The organism is Kribbella sp. VKM Ac-2571 (assembly GCF_004362255.1).
Taxonomy (GTDB): Bacteria; Actinomycetota; Actinomycetes; order Propionibacteriales; family Kribbellaceae; genus Kribbella; species Kribbella pratensis.
Genome location: NZ_SNWS01000015.1, coordinates 87,755 through 102,785, shown reverse-complemented (window position 1 = coordinate 102,785; position 15,031 = coordinate 87,755). Strand labels below are relative to the sequence as shown.

Annotated in this window: 12 protein-coding genes; 3 read left to right on the top strand and 9 right to left on the bottom strand. The window is 65.9% G+C overall.

Annotated features, from left to right (window positions below; translation table 11 throughout):
* Positions 1–267 precede the first annotated feature (267 nt).
* On the bottom strand, positions 268–849 hold the full coding sequence (locus EV651_RS29425; protein WP_133788516.1) for a TetR/AcrR family transcriptional regulator: 582 nt from the start codon (positions 847–849) through the stop codon (positions 268–270).
* A gap of 136 nt (positions 850–985) precedes the next feature.
* On the opposite strand from EV651_RS29425, the gene EV651_RS29420 reads away from it, so the two are divergent.
* Together EV651_RS29420 and EV651_RS29415 are read left to right on the top strand one after the other, a co-directional pair.
* Positions 986–1,720 carry an SDR family NAD(P)-dependent oxidoreductase gene (locus EV651_RS29420; RefSeq protein WP_133788515.1) on the top strand — a complete coding sequence of 245 codons (735 nt, stop codon included), beginning with the start codon at positions 986–988 and terminating at the stop codon, positions 1,718–1,720.
* Positions 1,721–1,747: 27 nt separating this feature from the next.
* Positions 1,748–2,371 carry an NADPH-dependent F420 reductase gene (locus EV651_RS29415; RefSeq protein ID WP_133788514.1) on the top strand — a complete coding sequence of 208 codons (624 nt, stop codon included), beginning with the start codon at positions 1,748–1,750 and terminating at the stop codon, positions 2,369–2,371.
* A 176-nt stretch (positions 2,372–2,547) separates the two neighbouring features.
* Here the strand turns inward: EV651_RS29415 and EV651_RS29405 are convergent, their stop codons facing one another.
* The 6 genes from EV651_RS29405 to EV651_RS29380 all read right to left on the bottom strand — a co-directional run bounded on the left by EV651_RS29405 (position 2,548) and on the right by EV651_RS29380 (position 9,509).
* A complete protein-coding gene (locus tag EV651_RS29405; protein ID WP_133788513.1) occupies positions 2,548–2,931 on the bottom strand; it encodes a hypothetical protein in 384 nt (127 codons plus the stop codon).
* A gap of 314 nt (positions 2,932–3,245) precedes the next feature.
* Entirely contained in the window at positions 3,246–3,563 is a 318-nt protein-coding gene (locus EV651_RS29400; protein ID WP_133788512.1) for a hypothetical protein, read from the bottom strand.
* Positions 3,564–3,592: 29 nt separating this feature from the next.
* Positions 3,593–3,775: a hypothetical protein gene (locus EV651_RS41990; protein WP_202870559.1), complete on the bottom strand. Its 183-nt coding sequence runs from the start codon at positions 3,773–3,775 to the stop codon at positions 3,593–3,595.
* Positions 3,776–5,125: 1,350 nt separating this feature from the next.
* The gene (locus tag EV651_RS29390) at positions 5,126–5,443 is read right to left on the bottom strand and encodes a hypothetical protein (protein ID WP_238157269.1); all 318 of its coding nucleotides are present in this window, start codon (positions 5,441–5,443) and stop codon (positions 5,126–5,128) included.
* Positions 5,443–5,709 carry a polymorphic toxin type 50 domain-containing protein gene (locus tag EV651_RS43400; RefSeq protein ID WP_370353583.1) on the bottom strand — a complete coding sequence of 89 codons (267 nt, stop codon included), beginning with the start codon at positions 5,707–5,709 and terminating at the stop codon, positions 5,443–5,445. The genes EV651_RS29390 and EV651_RS43400 overlap by 1 nt, the downstream gene beginning before the upstream one ends.
* 176 nt (positions 5,710–5,885) lie before the next feature.
* Positions 5,886–9,509, bottom strand: a complete 3,624-nt coding sequence (locus EV651_RS29380; protein ID WP_133788510.1) for a DUF6531 domain-containing protein — start codon at positions 9,507–9,509, stop codon at positions 5,886–5,888.
* Between the two features lie 216 nt (positions 9,510–9,725).
* Here EV651_RS29380 and EV651_RS29375 point away from each other — a divergent pair, with 216 nt between their 5' ends.
* Entirely contained in the window at positions 9,726–10,352 is a 627-nt protein-coding gene (locus tag EV651_RS29375; protein WP_133788509.1) for a DUF6308 family protein, read from the top strand.
* Positions 10,353–10,355: 3 nt separating this feature from the next.
* On the opposite strand, the gene EV651_RS29370 is transcribed toward EV651_RS29375, so the two are convergent.
* Positions 10,356–11,858: an LLM class flavin-dependent oxidoreductase gene (locus tag EV651_RS29370; protein WP_133788508.1), complete on the bottom strand. Its 1,503-nt coding sequence runs from the start codon at positions 11,856–11,858 to the stop codon at positions 10,356–10,358.
* Positions 11,859–11,929: 71 nt separating this feature from the next.
* On the bottom strand, positions 11,930–14,956 hold the full coding sequence (locus tag EV651_RS29365; RefSeq protein WP_133788507.1) for a BTAD domain-containing putative transcriptional regulator: 3,027 nt from the start codon (positions 14,954–14,956) through the stop codon (positions 11,930–11,932).
* Between the last annotated feature and the right edge of the window lie 75 nt (positions 14,957–15,031).

The following is a 15,031-nucleotide window of genomic DNA, read 5'->3' as shown; positions in this document are numbered from 1 at the left end:
CATGCCCCCATGATGAGCACCCACCCCGACCCCCTCAACCCAATTACCCTGCCCCCAGCAACCACCCGCCCCGCGCCCCACCCAACCCGCACACCCACCACCAAGCTCAACCGCACCGCCTTCGCACCTGCTCCTCGGTTCACAGCACACCCCGCGGCACACCGGACCACTGGCGGCTTGTTGCACCACTAGCGCCCTACAACCCGCCACCGCTGAAACAACCCGCTATTCCCCGAGCCAGACGGCGCGTCCAGCTCGGTCAGGTCTTCACTCGTCCGTCGTAGGGATCGCGTTGTCGATGAGGACGGCGGCGATCGCGGCAGCGGTGGGGAAGGATTCGCTGTTGAGGACTCGGGTGCGGGCCGAGGCGCCGTCGATGAGCAGCGCCAGTTGTTCGCCGAGTTGTTCGGGGTCGGTGGCGCCGGCTTCGCGGGCGGTTTCGGTGAGCCGCGCGGCGATGGCGAGCTTGTAGTCGCGAGCGTACTCGGACGCGGGATGTTGGGGGTCGTGGAGTTCAACGGCCGCCCCGATGTACGGACACAGGGGCGTGGACGCGGGGATGTCGAAGGCGGCGAGGAGTCGTTCGCGAGGTGTGAGGTCGGTGCGATCGAACACCCCGGGCATGACGTCGGGATCGAACCGGCGCAGGTATTCGGCGACGAGTTCGTCCTTGCTGGCGAAGTGCTGGTACGCCGTGCGCTTGGAGACCTGGGCCACGGCGCAGAGCTGGTCCATGCCGGTGCGGTTGATGCCCTGATCACGGAACAGCTGCTGTGACGCGCTGAGGATGCGCTCACGTGCGCCCCTGCCGCGGCGCCGGCCCAGGGGGCCCTTCTCCAACTCCGTCATGCCTCCAGCATAGACCGTTCGGTACCGATCGGTGTACGTAGCTTGCACTCCGACCAGCCATCCGATACGTTACATACACAGATCGGTGTATTTAAGCCGAACTGTTCCGGACACCTAATCAATCAACGGAGTGATCGTGGGAAAGCTCGATGGCAAGGTCGCGGTAATCACCGGCGGATCCACCGGCATGGCACTGGCCGGCGCCAAACTGTTCGTCGAGGAGGGAGCGCACGTCTTCATCCAGGCCCGCCGGAAGGACGCACTGGACGACGCCGTCAAGCTGATCGGCCGCAACGTCACCGCCGTCCAGGGTGATGCGGCGGATCTGGACGACCTGGATCGCTTGTACGACACCGTCAAGCGGGAAAAGGGCTCGATCGACGTCCTGTGGGCCAGCGCCGGGATGGGCGAACCCGGCGTCCTCGGCGAGATCACCGAGGAACAGTTCAAACGCACGTTCTCGCTCAACGTGCGCGGCACCCTGTTCACCGTGCAGAAGGCATTGCCGCTGATCAACGACAACGGCTCCATCCTCATGACCGGGTCGAACGCCTCGCTCGGCGCCTTCCCCGGGTGGAGTCTCTACGCGGGAAGCAAAGCCGTCCAGCAAGCCTGGGCCCGCGTCTGGCTCAACGAACTACGCGACCGCAAGATCCGGGTCAACGTCCTGACGCCCGGCCAGGTCGCCACCGCCAAACAGGAAGAACTGTTCGACGAGGCAACCAAGGCCGCATTCGAGTCCCTCATCCCGCGCGGAGCGATGGGCCGACCCGAAGAAATCGCCACCATCGCCCTGTTCCTCGCCTCCGACGACTCCAGCTACGTCAACGGCCTGGAACTGGTCGCCGACGGCGGCACCACCGCCATCTGAACCGCACACAGGAAGAGAGCACACCTCATGAGCAGCATCACCCTCATCGGTACGGGGAACATGGCCCGCACCATCGGCACGCTCGCGGTGGCAGGCGGCAACACGGTCGAGGTCATGGGACGCGATCAGTCCAAGGCCGATGACCTGGCCAAGGCTCTGGGCGGAGGCGCGACGACGGGCAAGTGGGGCGCCGTCCCGGCCGGGGACATCGTCATCACGGCCCTGTTGTACGACGGTGTCGTCCCGGTCGTCGCGCAGTACGGAGACGCCCTCGCGGGCAAGGTCATCGTCGACATCAGCAACCCCTTCAACGCCACGTTCGACGGCCTGGCCCACAGCGAGGAGACCTCGATCGCGGAGGAAGCCGCCAAGGTGGCCCCGGCCGGCGCCAGCGTGGTGAAGGCGTTCAACACCATCTTCCGCAACGTCCTGGAGAAGGGCCGGCCCGACGTCTTCATCGCCGGCGACAACGCACAGGCCAAGACGGCCGTAGCGGCATTCATCCAGAGCCTCCGCCTGCGCCCGCTGGACGTCGGCCCCCTGAAAATGGCGCACTGGCTGGAGGGACTGGGCGTCGTCACGGTAGGCCTCGCCGGCAACGGAGTCGGCCACGGCAACTTCGCCCTCGGCGCCAACGAATTCACCGCCTGAGCAGTCGCCGCGGCGCCGCCCAGCCGAATGCGCCAGCACGCTCAGCACGTTCGACTACGAGCCGCCGCACCTGGCTCGGCTGCCGACCACACACGACGTACCGAGCGAGGGCGCGCCTTGGCGTTGGTGGACGACCATCCCGCGTCCAGAACAGCGAGTTCTTCGCCCTACCTCGCCTAGGCGACATCTGCGAGTCCTCGGGCGTACCGCCTCAGCATCAACAACTCGTGGTCCGAGATCGGTGAGATCGGGCCGTCCGGATCCAATGCACACCCGAACTGTCCTTGCGCCGTCATCCAGGCCAACACACCTGTAGACATGCAACCCGGATCGAACAACTGCGGCGGGTCGCAGAACGGAAGCCCTTCAGCGCCGACCCAGGCAACAGAACATCCCGACTCGATGACCGCGGCAAGCGAAACACGCAGCGCAGCCTCCATACCGTCAGCGGTCGGCCAGACGAGAATCGGCAGGTCCCACGTCGGGATCTCCCATGCCTCGCCCCGGAGAACGAACTCGTCGACGACGGGTCCCCCGAACCAAACATCGTCCGGAAACACGACCGGACTCCGCTCTCCGCGCCTCACAAGACCGTAAATCGTGATACCCGGCACCTCGTCCCCGTCAACGATCGCAACGAGCGAGTCACGCGCAAGACGTGAACTCATGCCATCCCTCCAACCATCCATTGAGCAAGGTGTGACCCGCCGCGCAACTCCGGGCCGAGTGCGACTACAGCCTGGTCTGACTCCGCTTGCCGGACTGCACACGGCCACCGGACGACCCCGAAGCGATCCACCATCCTGGCTGGCCGAATTCGTCGCGGATCAGTTCGTGAATGTCGGCACGGCCGACGGCCGATACCCGTCCCACCTCACTCCGGCTCATCCTCACGCCGCCGGTACACCCATTCCTCGCCAGCCAACAGTTCCCGCGACTGCGACGGCGGTACGGCGACAGCGTCGAAGCGAATGTCGACTGGAGGTACGAAGTCCGCGATGACATACGACCCGACCTCTGAGGTCAAGAGATGCTCCTCTTGATCCACCGTCTCGTATATGAACCGTGCCTCGATGAAGGGGTGGGTCGGGCGGACGGCGATGGCTCTGAGGTTGGGCGTCACCAGGTCCCAGAGGGCCCGCTGGAAGGACAGCAGAACTTCGATCCGGAACGCTGCGGAGTCTGTTGTCATCTCGGCATCCTTTTGCGCTGCGTGCTTGGTCAGTCATCTGATTCGAATTCGATCAGGTCCTCGATCGCGCGCCGTAGCCACGTGTAGAACGACGGGAGCGTCTCGCGGAGCTCGCGCCCAGAGTCGTCGAAGTCGTGAATGATCAGCACCGCACCCGAACCGACCCGCCAACATGCCACTTCGTCGTTGTCCTGCCGCCGCGCAAAGGGCACCAACACTCCAAGACTCCAGGTCAACCAACCCGAGCTCGACCACCCGAATGAACGACGCAGGATACGAGAAGCCACCCGGGACCTCGGACAGACCAAGCAGATATCCCATCGTCAGCTCCCCTTCCATCCGGTGAGCGCCGTCCTAGCCAGGTACCTTGAGTTGCCACCTGCAATCAACCTCGGGAGAGTTGTCGGGCCGCCGAGTTATTGGACCACGGTCACGGTGACTCCGTAACTGTTGGCGAAGTCGTCGGTGAGTTCTTCTCCGGCCAGTACCGGGATTCGCGCCTCCCACCACGGCCGACCGGGGCGCACCTCGCTCCCAACCAACAGTCCCCTGTACCGGTTGTCGATCTCCTTGACCTCGTCCCGTATATCCATCCCATCTGCGCGTACCTCCGAAATACCGGGCTGTCGAGAATCGTCATGATGAGGTCACTGCGAGATCGTTGTAGAACTCGTAGATGTTGTCGGAGTACCCCTCATCGCACTGCTCAACGAACCCACTCCAATTCCCAATGACATCGACCGGCGTCAACAACCGCCAGGAGCCGAGCGACCGCGCCGCATCGCGGAACGCAACAAGAAACTCTCTGTGTCACGAATCGCCAGTACCTTCGGTCGTCAGCAGACACAGGTAGATCGGTGCCGTCAGGTTCAGGGGCCGACTTCTCGCGCCAGCAGATTCCACCCACTGATCGCCGCAGGTGGCACCTCGACCGTCAACTCGAGACGCTGAGAATCTGCCATTGGCGGGGCTCCAGATCCATTGCCGAGCCAATCTCCGCGAGTCGCCCGACAGTTTCAGCGATTACTGCGGAGTCATGTTCGTGCAGGTGAGTGCGCAACGTTTCGAAAGCAAGACCAGGGCTCGTCGTAGTCGATGTAGTCCCAGATGTCCTACACCTCGGACGGCAAGAGGAGGTGCGCCACATCAAGCACCACCCCACGTAGTTTGCCATTGAGTTCATTCCAGTCCATTCGACCTAACCAATCGAATTCTTCCGCTCCGGCCAGTTGTCGCCGTCGGACCAATAACCGATCAGCCTCAGCGGCCTCGAACCGATGTAAACCACCGCCACCCATTTCTGATCGCCGATCACCCACTCGTCGTTCTGCCGACGTGATCGAACTCGATCGAGTCTTCGACGATGTGTGCCGTGCGTACGACTACCCGGCACGAACGAGAACGGTGTGGGATGGCAGCTCGCCTCCGTCCTAGTCCGGACCTAGAGCGAAGGCTCGCGACCAGCAGCGACCGATGACCTCCACCAGACTGAGATAGGTCGGCAGTTCTCCGAGATCCTCCTTCACACCCCGCCCGCGTGGTCGACGATCGTCGAGCTCGACTCACTCCGGCTCATCCTCACGCCGCCGATACACCCACTCCTCGCCCGCCAACAGTTCCCGCGACTGGAAGCCCGGCACAACCACAGCCTCGAACCGCACATCAACAGGAGGCGCGAAGTCAGCAACCACGTAGGCCTCTGCCTCGGCGGCCAACAAACGCTCGTCGTCGCCTACTGCCTCATAGATGAATCTTGCTTCGATGAGGGGGTAGGTGGGGCTGACTGCCACAGCTCTGAGGCCGGGCGTGACCAGATCCCACAGAGCCCGCTGAAAGGACAACAGCACGTCGATCCGGAATGAGGCAGGATCTGCAGTCATCATGGTCTCCCTGGAACGATGTGAACACTTCCGTCCGCCCGATAGTGGAGAATACCGACCGTGGTTGGGCTGCCGACGCCCTCGCGTGACATGGTGATGCCGATGCGATATCCGAAGTCGATGCGCTCCTTGAAACCGGGCTGACCGCGCGGCACGCTACCGACCTGTTTGCCGGTTCCCGCGTACTGGACAAGTTCCTCCGGGTTGGCGGTGAGTTGGCTGCGCCCCGGGAGGTAGTTGGGGTGTCCTGGGAAGTGTTTTGACAGCTGTCCCCAGTTGACCGTTGGAAGGTCCTCCGCGGCTTGACCTCTGCCTGTCGCCCGGCCGAGGGCGGGGAAGCGGGTGGCGACGAGGCCTACTGCTACGTCGGCGGCTAGTTGGGAGCAGTTGCCTTTGAGGATGCAGGCTTGGGAGTCGAGGATTCCGGCGGTGCCGGCGGAGATTACGCCGGTGGCTGAGGAGATTGGAGGAGGATGGGGATGGCGGGGGCGCAGGCTCGGGCGACGGTGCAGATGACGGCGCCGCCGAGGGCGGCTGTGGAGATGTAGCCGGAGATGTGGGAGACGTCGGTGAGGGTGCCCTCGATGTCGTCCAGGCCTTGTAGGTCGGTGGTTTTGAGGGGGTTTCCGGTGGTGTAGGCGTAGGGGTTGGCGGAGCCGGCTTGGTCGCTGGTGAGGAAGATGCCGGTGGTGGGGTTGTACTCGCGTTGGCCCAGCAGGTAGTTGCCGGTGGCGAGTTTGAGGCCGCCGATGTAGCCGGGAGTCGGTGAGGTCGAGGGCGTCTGGTTGGTGGGGCCGGCTCGGGTTTGGCCGTAGGGCTCGTACTCGTGCTGGTCAGGCTTGGTGGTCGTTGCTGTAAGCACCGAACCGTTGGCAGTCGTAATGAGCGGGGTTCGTGCGGTCGGCGTCTGTTGGGCGACGAGGCCGGAGCCGTACAGGTAACGGGTGGGTTGTGAGACTCCTGTGGTGCTCAGGATCTGGGGTGAGAGGGGATCCCAGAGGTAGCGCGGGGTTTGCTGGCCGGTGGTGGAGGTGGTGGCTCGGCGGCCGTCACCGGTGTGGGTGTAGGTCGTCTTAACGCCTGCGGTGGTTGAGGTGGTTGGTTTGCCGGCGGCGGACCACGTGTAGGTGGTGGCACCATCGGAGGTTCGGTTGCCGTCGGCGTCGTAGGTGTAGTGGTGGGTGGCTGGTACGTCTAGCGGATAGTTGCCCGGCGTGGTGATCGAGGCCTGGAGTTCGTTGGCAGGGCCGTACAGGGACCAGGTGCTACCCGAGGGGCGCTTCTCCCAGGTGCGGTTGCCGTTGGCGTCGTAGTCGTAGCGGATGTAGTCGATCGCGGCGTCGGTGCACTGGTCGACGCCGTAGCAGGCCGCAGTCAGGCGGTTCAGGGCTTCATAGCTGTACGACGACTTGCCGGCGACGGAGTCGTCCGAACGGGTGACGTTGTCGGCGGCGTCGTACGCGGAGGTCATCGTGCGCAGCGGGCGGCCGTTCTGGGTGACGGACAGGGACGTGGTGCGACCGCGGACGTCCAGCTGTTCGGTCTTGATCAGCCCGCCGGGTTGAGTTGTCGTGATCGTGCCGCGGGCGAGGTCGTAGCGATACGACGCCAGCGGCTTGCCGTCGGCTGCTGCGGAGGTCAGACGGTTGACGGCGTCCCATGTGTACAGCTCGGTGTGGCCGGCTGCCGTCCGTCCGGTGAGATTGCCGACGGCGTCCCAGCGGTAGGACACCGGGCCGGCCGACGTGAGCTGGTCGAAGGCGTCGTACTGAAAGCGGGTGAGGCCCAGACCGTCGGTCATCGACGTACGGCGGCCCGCGGCGTCCCATGTGTAGCTGACCGCGGGCGTCTTGTCGGAGTACGCGATCCGCAGCGGCGCACCGCGCGGATCCAAAACATAGGACGCCGTCTTGCCCGAGGGCAGCGTGGTGCGGCTCAGCCGGCCGGACTTGTCGTACGCGAACTTCCAGGTGCGACCGCCGTACGTCGCCTCAGTTGTCCGGCCCGCACCGTCGTACGTGAACGTTTGCGAGCGGCCACTGGCGTCGACGGTCTCGGTGACCCTGCCGGATGCGTCGAAGGTCGCGGTGGCTTCAGGCAATGATGGTCTGGTGACGCCGATGACTGCGCCGGCGTCGTCATAGCGCAGCTTGGTGGTGCCGCCGCGGGCATCGACCAGCGTCGAGACACGGCCTTGCCCGTCGTACGTCTGGCTCGTGGACACATCAAGCGGTCCGTGCTGCGAGAGCGGCTGGTCGTCGTCGTTGTACGTGATCGTGCTGACCGCACCGCGCGGTGAGGTCGTCTTGATCGGCCGCCCCCAGCCGTCATACTCAATGCGAGTCACCTGGTGCAACGGATCGGTGATGGTCGTCAGGTCGCCGTCGGCGGAGTACCCGTACCGCACAACACGCCCCAAAGCATCGCGAGACGCCGTGACAAGGCCGCGCGGGTCGTAGCTGACCGACGAGGTGCGACCGGCGTACGCCGTGCCGGTCAGGTTCCCACGGACGTCATAGCTGTACGTCGTCCGCCGCCCGAGCGGATCCACCGTCGCCACAACGTCGTTGCGGGCGTTGTAAGTACGCCGGGTCACCGCACCAACCGCGTCCGTCGAGGCGACAACGCGACCCAGAGCGTCGTACTCGTGCCGCGCGCCATGGCCCAGGCTGTCGAAGACCCGGATGAGGTTGCCGTCGGCATCGTAATGGAACGTGGCCGTGGCGCCGGTCGGATCGGTTTGGCGGATCAGCCAGTTCCGCTCGTACTCGTTGATCCACTTCCCACCCGTCGGATCGGTCATCGTCGACGTACCGCGAATGCCCTCGGTGTCCCAGGACCACGTCGACCGGCCGCCCTTGGCATCGGTCTGTGCGACGACCCGCCCGTCGGCGTCGTACTCGGTCACGTACGCCGGCTTGCCCGCATTCCCCACTGTCTCCGAAATCAGCCGCCCCGCGGAGTACTCGTACCGCGTCCGAATCCCGCCCGGCGACGTCACCCCGACCAGTCGACCGTCGGCGTACTCGTACCGCACCGGCCGCGGCGCGACGCCGGGCGCCGACATCCGCACCGACGCGATCTGCCCGTCAGAGTTGTACTCGTACGACAGCGCGCGCCGCCCGTTCGCGACGGTCCGCACGCGCCCGGAGGCCCGCTCGATCGTCACCCCTTGACCGTTTCGGTCGCGGATCGCCTGCAACTCGCCGGTCGCCGAGAATTGCATCCGCACCTGGTCGACGCTCGTCAGCAGGTACGTCGACCCCGACCGCGCCAGCGTGAACCGGGCGACCCCGGCCTCCACAACGAACCCGGTCCCCTTGCGCGTGAACCCGATCTCCCGCCCATCGGACGCCAGGTACCGCGCGCCGGCAGGCGACAACTCGAGCCGATCCGAGTACGACGCTCTCCACCCAGGCCCGAGCGAGCCGGTAGATCCGTCGTTCGAGTTGTACGTCCGTGACACCGTCAGCGGTACGCCGAGCGCCGTCATGGAAGCGTCCGTCTCGACGGCGGCCAACGCGCCGGTCAGCGAGTTGACGGGATCGGACTGCATGGCGAACGGCCCGAAGAACGCCCGTGCCTGTTTGTCGGGGAACACGAACCCCGGCGCACCGGCGTAGATCATCACCGAGGCGGACGCCGAACCCTTGCCGTTCGTCAAGGAAACGCTCAGCAGGTTCGGTGAGCCGACGAACTTGCAGTCGAGTGGCACGAAGACCGACCAACTCAGCGACTGGGTCCGCGCCGGTTTCGGTTTGGGCGCGTTCTCGCAGGGCCAGTGGTCGACCTGCCACGTGCGGGTGTCGGTGATCCGGAGGTAGCAGAGGTCGATCGTCAGGTTGAACGTCCGGGCCTGGAAGGTAAAGGTGAGCCCGGTGCCCGCATGGGCCATGCCGCCGTCGAGGGCAACCTCCGTGCCGGTGCTCAGGACTTCACCGTTCGCTGAGACGGTCATGTCGGGATGCAGACACGGGTAGGCGTCCGGTGGAGCTGCGGAGGCGGCCGGGGTCAGCGGCACGAGGAGGAGGACGGCGAGCGCGAGAGCCAGTAGCCGGTTCCGCATGGTTCGCCTCCGCTCAGTCGTTGGGTTGTGACAGAGAGTTTACGGAGATTGGCATACGAAATGAGCGGATGGTTACGGGTTGTGGATAACGGGCAGTGACTTTGGCGTGCGGGGGGCCGTGGAGTCGCTACGATCTGCGGAAACAGGTGTGAGGAACGTTCGAATGATGGTCCGCCCGCTGGCGGGTCTGCCACCACAAGTGTGAGGGTGTGGCTCATGAACATCGGTACCCGGAAGATCGTCGTCGACGAGGCGATCGCGCAGCTACGGCTGTACGCCGAGACGAACGGCGCCGTGCTGCGGTACTACGACGGGCTGCCGGGTATGACCACCGTCGGTGGCTCCGACCCGAACCAGATCACGTTCGAAGACCTGGGCAGGATCATGGTGATCGGCGCCGACCTGCGGGTGCTGGACATCCCGTGGCTGCTCGAGGTGGAAGCCGAGAAGGAGCTCGCGGCGATCCCGGTGGACGCACGCCTCGAGGACGCCGCGCCGGGGAGTGAGCTCTTCGAGGCGGCGATGGCCCTGGACGACAAGTTCACCGGCCACCGCGGGTTCGGGCACGCGAAGAAGTCGAAGCTCCTGCACCTCAAGCGGCCGTACCTCTACCCCGTCACCGACAGCTTCATCCGGATGACGTACGGCTCGTCCTCGGCCGGAGCCGAGTTCCTCAAGGCAGTCCGCGAGGACCTGGTGAACCCGGCCAACGTCCGTGACTTCAAGCTGCTGCAGGTCCGCCTGAGCGCGGAGCCGGCGACCAGCGCCGCCCGTCTGCTCGGCGAGGTGCCGACACTCCGTCTCCTCGACATCCTCGCCTCCCTCCTGGGCGAGGCGAAGTAGTACCTACAGAACGCCGAGTCGCGCCAGCGGCTCGACCAGTTCGCGTTCCTCGTAGGACAGGTGCGACAGCAACGTGTCGTCCAGCAGGTCGACGGCCGCCCGCAGACCGTCGATGTCGCCTGATCCGTCAACGAGCGCGACGAGTGCTTTGTCGACACCTTCCAGTACGTCGTGAATGATCTTGTGCTCCTCCTGCAGCCGGTCCACGACCGGGACCAGGTCAGGGTCGGCGCGACGTAGATGCGGGAACAGGGAGGCATCCTCGAGCGAGTGGTGCGTCGTCACGAGCCGGCAGTACGACTCGCAGTACGTCCCCAGCGTCCAGTTGTTCTGCCGCATGGTCATCGTGTTGATGTGCGACCGCGCCGCACCGACGCCCAGCGCCCCGGCCGCGACCTGCTCCACCAGGTCACGCACCTGGTCGAGCTCTGCACGCAAGTGATCGTGTACGTCGATCAAGTGCTGACCGGACTGCAGCTGGTACGGCGTGTACGTCCGAGACGGGTCCTGCGCCGGACCGGTCGGCCGAGCGGACTCATCCAGCAGCTGTACGGCGCTACGTCGTACGGGAGGAGGTGGTGTCGGCACGACGCCAAAGCCCGTAGCAACCACACGCTCAGCAACAGCGCCCGACCGAGCCACCGCGACTGCCTCGCGCACACCGGCCGCCACCTCAGCGAACCGCCGGATGTCGTCAGGATCGTCCGAGGCAAGGATGTAGGTGCTGATCCCCTCCCCCAGCGTCAGCTCGGTCAGCTGGTCGATCCACAGCTCCTCAGGTCCCTGCAGGAACCCGCCGCCACCAACGAACTGACCGGAGATGTTGTACAGCCGGCGTACCGCACCAGGGTCCCGCCCGGCGTCCACAGCTGCCTCGTCGATGACCTTGTTCATCGCGGCCAGCTGTTCCGGCCCGGCGTACCCGCTGCTCGGCAGCCATCCGTCTGCCAGCCGTCCGGTGAGTGCGAGCATCCGCGGCTTGTACGCACCCAGCCAGATCGACACGTCATGCGCCGGCGCCGGACCGCGCTTCGCACCGGACACCGTGTACTGCTTGCCGGCCAGCCGGATACCGCCGGCACCAGGTGTCCAGACCTCGCGCATGATCGCGATGGCCTCTTCCAGCGCGGCGATGCTCTGTCCGGCGGTCAGCCGCGGGCCGCCGTTCGCCGCGACCGCGTCGAGGAACCCGCCGGCACCTAGGCCGAGCTCAACTCGCCCACCGGTGATCAGGTCCAGCGTCGCCACACTGCGCGCCAGGACGACCGGGTGCCGGAGCGGGAGGTTGGCCACGTTGGTGGTGACCTTCACGCGCTCGGTACGGGCTGCGACGACGGCCAGCAGCGTCCAGGCATCCATCAGCCGCGGCTGGTACGGATGGTCCTGGAAGCTGACCAGGTCGAGGCCGACCTGCTCGGTCAGCTGGGCCAGGGCGATCACGCGGTCCGGGGTGTCGACCGCCGGGGTCAGGAACGTGCCGAAGACCAGCTCGTGGCCGTAATCCATGGTTCACCTTCTCGAAGTGGGTTCGGAAGCAAAACTACTTCGATAGACGAATAATCTCAACCACAGAACATCTACTGCCGGACGAGCAACCCGAACGCGTCAGCCGGACTCAAACCTTCGCCGCGGAAGAACGCCGCGCGATACGCCTCCGGCCCCAGCGCGGACTGTGCCGCAGCGACCGCCCGGGCAAGGTCCTCTTCCTCGGTCGCCGCCATCAGATAGTTCTCGCTGGACCTGGTCGCCGACGAGCTCCCCAGCAAGGTCGCGGCGAGGGTCTTGTCCGGGTGAGAGGCCGCGATCCCCTCCAGTGCCCAACACATGCCCCTGAGCGAGTCGAACTCCTCCGAGACCCGGAAGGCCTCCATGTGCAGCTCCAACGCGTCGTCCGGCCGGCCCTGCAGCTCCCTGACGAAGCCGAGCTCATCCAGCACGATCGACAGATACAGAACTGACTCAGTCTGCAAGCGAGCGGCGTCGATCAAGGCCTGCAGCCTCTGCGACGCCTCGTCCAGAGCGCCGGTACGACGAGCCGCGAAGCCGAGCACCAACTCCGCCAGCGCCTGCGTCGCGCGCTGCCCTTGCTCGGTCGCCAGCCGCAGCGCCCGCTCGCCGTACGTCCGGGCCTGCTCGTAGTGTTCTCGCCGGATCGCCGTCCACCCGAGCATTCCCAACGCGCTGGCAACCTCGGACCACAGCCCGATCTCCTCCGCAGCCTCGGCACCTTCGAGGTGCAGCCGCTCCGCCTCGTCGAAGTCGCCGACGAGCTCGGCGTGCGCCCCGAACCAGCTCGTCGCCTGCAGCACACCCCACCGATCCCCCAGCGCCCGGAAAATCCCGATGCTCTGACACGCATCGTCGTACAGCGCCGGCAGATCCGCCCGTACGTGCGCGTGTTTCGCGCGCGCAGCCAGCACAGCTGCCACACCCCACTGGTTCCCGTCAGCCTCGAACGTCTTCAGAGCCTGGTTGAGCATCGAGAGGCACGCAGAGAGGTCGCCGGCGTCGCTGGCGGCATGGGCAATCCACCACTGGCCCATGGCGTCGGCACGGTCCAGCCAACGGTCCCGCTCCGCTGCGGCGTCCGGGTGCCCGAGCAGGTACATGAATCCGGCCCGCCACACCCCAGCCCGAGCAGAACCCGGCACTGTGTCCAGAGACCGCATCGCCTCCAGATACCGACCACGGAGGAACCAGTACCAGGACAGTGCGTCCACAAGCTGTTCGGCGAGGTCCAACTGCTCTGTGGTCACCGCACGATCCAGTGCGGTCCGGAAGTTGGCGGAGTCCTCGTCCAAGAGCTGCAGCCACCTGCTCTGCTCGTCACCGAACAGGCCGGGTCGCGCCGCCTCAGCCAGCGACACGTAGTAGGACAGGTGCCGCTGACGAGACGACTCCAGCTCACCGCTCACACGCAATTTCTCGACGCAGTACGCCGCCACTGACTCGAGCAACCGGAAGCGACCACCATCGACCGGTACGACGAGCGACCGGTCGACCAGACGCACCAGGACATCCAGTACGTCGTCCTGACCGCACACAGCCGCCGCAGCGTCCGCCGTACAGCCATCTGCATGTACGGCGAGCTGCCGCAGCACTGACTGCTCCTCAGCGGCGAGCAGCTCCCAGCTCCAGTCGATCATCGCGTGCAGCGTCTGCTGCCGTGGCGCCGCACCGCGGTGTCCTGTCGCCAGCAACCGGAAGCGGTCGTCCAGCCGCGCTACGAGCCCACGTACGCCGAGCGCTCGCACTCGCGTCGCGGCGAGCTCCAACGCGAGCGGGATCCCGTCGAGCCGCCTGCACAGTACGGCGACATCAGCAACGGTCTCGTCCGTCAGCGCGAAGCCACGTGACGCGGCCGCCGCACGTGTCACGAACAGCTGCGCTGCACTGCACTCACCGACGGCCTCGACGCCCGCCGACACGGGAGGCACAGCCAAGGGCGGAACACTCCACACCACCTCACCAGCCAGGCCCAGCGGCTCGCGACTCGTCGCGAGCACACGGAGTCCCGGCGCTGTGGCCAGTAAGCGGTCCGTCAGCGCGGCAACCTCCTCGACAATCTGCTCGCAGTTGTCCAGCACCAGCAGCCGAGAGCCCATCACTGACGCCAACCGATCCACCGCAGGTGTGCCCCCGGTGTCGCGGAGATCCAGAGCCGCCTGCACCGCGTCAGTGAGCGAGTTGGCGACCGACAACGCGTCAGGTGTCACTGCAGCGAGCTCGACCAGCACGACGCCGTCCGCGAACCGGCCCGCGACATCGGCCGCAGCAGCGAGCGCCAAGCGAGTCTTGCCGACACCTCCCGGACCAGTCAGCGTGACTAACCGTGACGTGCCCAAACAGGCACCTACATCAGCCAACGCGTCGGTGCGCCCGATCAACTCAGTCAGCTGAGCAGGGAGGTTGCTACGTGCGTGCGGCAGCTCCTGAGTGAGGATCGACTGCTGCAGCGCCACGAGCTCCGGGCTGGGGTCCAGCCCGAGATCCTCCAACAAGAGCTGCCGTAGCTCATCGAAACTCTCCAGAGCCTCCGTCTGCCGCCCCGCTCGGTAGAGAGCCTTCATATGCGCGGCACGGAGCCCCTCACGCAACGGGTGCTCTTTCACGAGCGCTGCGAGATCCACAACGGGTAGATCGGCCTGCTCGAGAGCAGTGAGCCGCAAATCGGTCAGCCGGGCTACAGCTGTCTCAGCGAACGCGTCGTCCGCAAAGTCGGCGTACGCCGGACCGCGCCACAACGCCAGCGCCTCGTCGACGGAGCCGGCGGCCAGCAGTTCACCGAACTTCAGAGCGTCATACGTCTCGGCAGAAACCACTAGCGAGTAGCCTGCCGGACCCGACTGCACCAGCGAGCGGCTGCCGGGCTCAGCGTCTTCAAATGCTCGTCGCAGCTGGGACACCTTCGCGGACAACGTTCCGGACGGGTTACCGGGCAGTTCCGACCCCCAGAGGTCGTCGATGAGGCGGTCCGCGGGCACAGGTCTGCCCTCGTGCACCAGCAGGTCCGCCAGGAGCGCACGCACCTTCAGCCCCTGGATGACCACGGGTGTCCCCGCGTCCGTCCACGCCGTGACTGGTCCCAGCACCCCGAAGCGCATGACGGCACCTTATTCCGGTCGGCCAGAAAGGACCGGAAAGAAACCGTAAACCCCTTCCGGCAGAGTCTGGGTCAG

Bases quoted from the DNA above. Each gene is read 5' to 3' on its own strand.
- EV651_RS29425 (WP_133788516.1), bottom strand. From the start codon at position 849: ATGACGGAGTTGGAGAAGGGCCCCCTGGGCCGGCGCCGCGGCAGGGGC.
- EV651_RS29415 (WP_133788514.1), top strand. From the start codon at position 1,748: ATGAGCAGCATCACCCTCATCGGTACGGGGAACATGGCCCGCACCATC.
- EV651_RS29400 (WP_133788512.1), bottom strand. From the start codon at position 3,563: ATGACAACAGACTCCGCAGCGTTCCGGATCGAAGTTCTGCTGTCCTTC.
- EV651_RS29390 (WP_238157269.1), bottom strand. From the start codon at position 5,443: ATGACTGCAGATCCTGCCTCATTCCGGATCGACGTGCTGTTGTCCTTT.
- EV651_RS29380 (WP_133788510.1), bottom strand. From the start codon at position 9,509: ATGCGGAACCGGCTACTGGCTCTCGCGCTCGCCGTCCTCCTCCTCGTG.
- EV651_RS29375 (WP_133788509.1), top strand. From the start codon at position 9,726: ATGAACATCGGTACCCGGAAGATCGTCGTCGACGAGGCGATCGCGCAG.
- EV651_RS29370 (WP_133788508.1), bottom strand. From the start codon at position 11,858: ATGGATTACGGCCACGAGCTGGTCTTCGGCACGTTCCTGACCCCGGCG.
- EV651_RS29365 (WP_133788507.1), bottom strand. From the start codon at position 14,956: ATGCGCTTCGGGGTGCTGGGACCAGTCACGGCGTGGACGGACGCGGGG.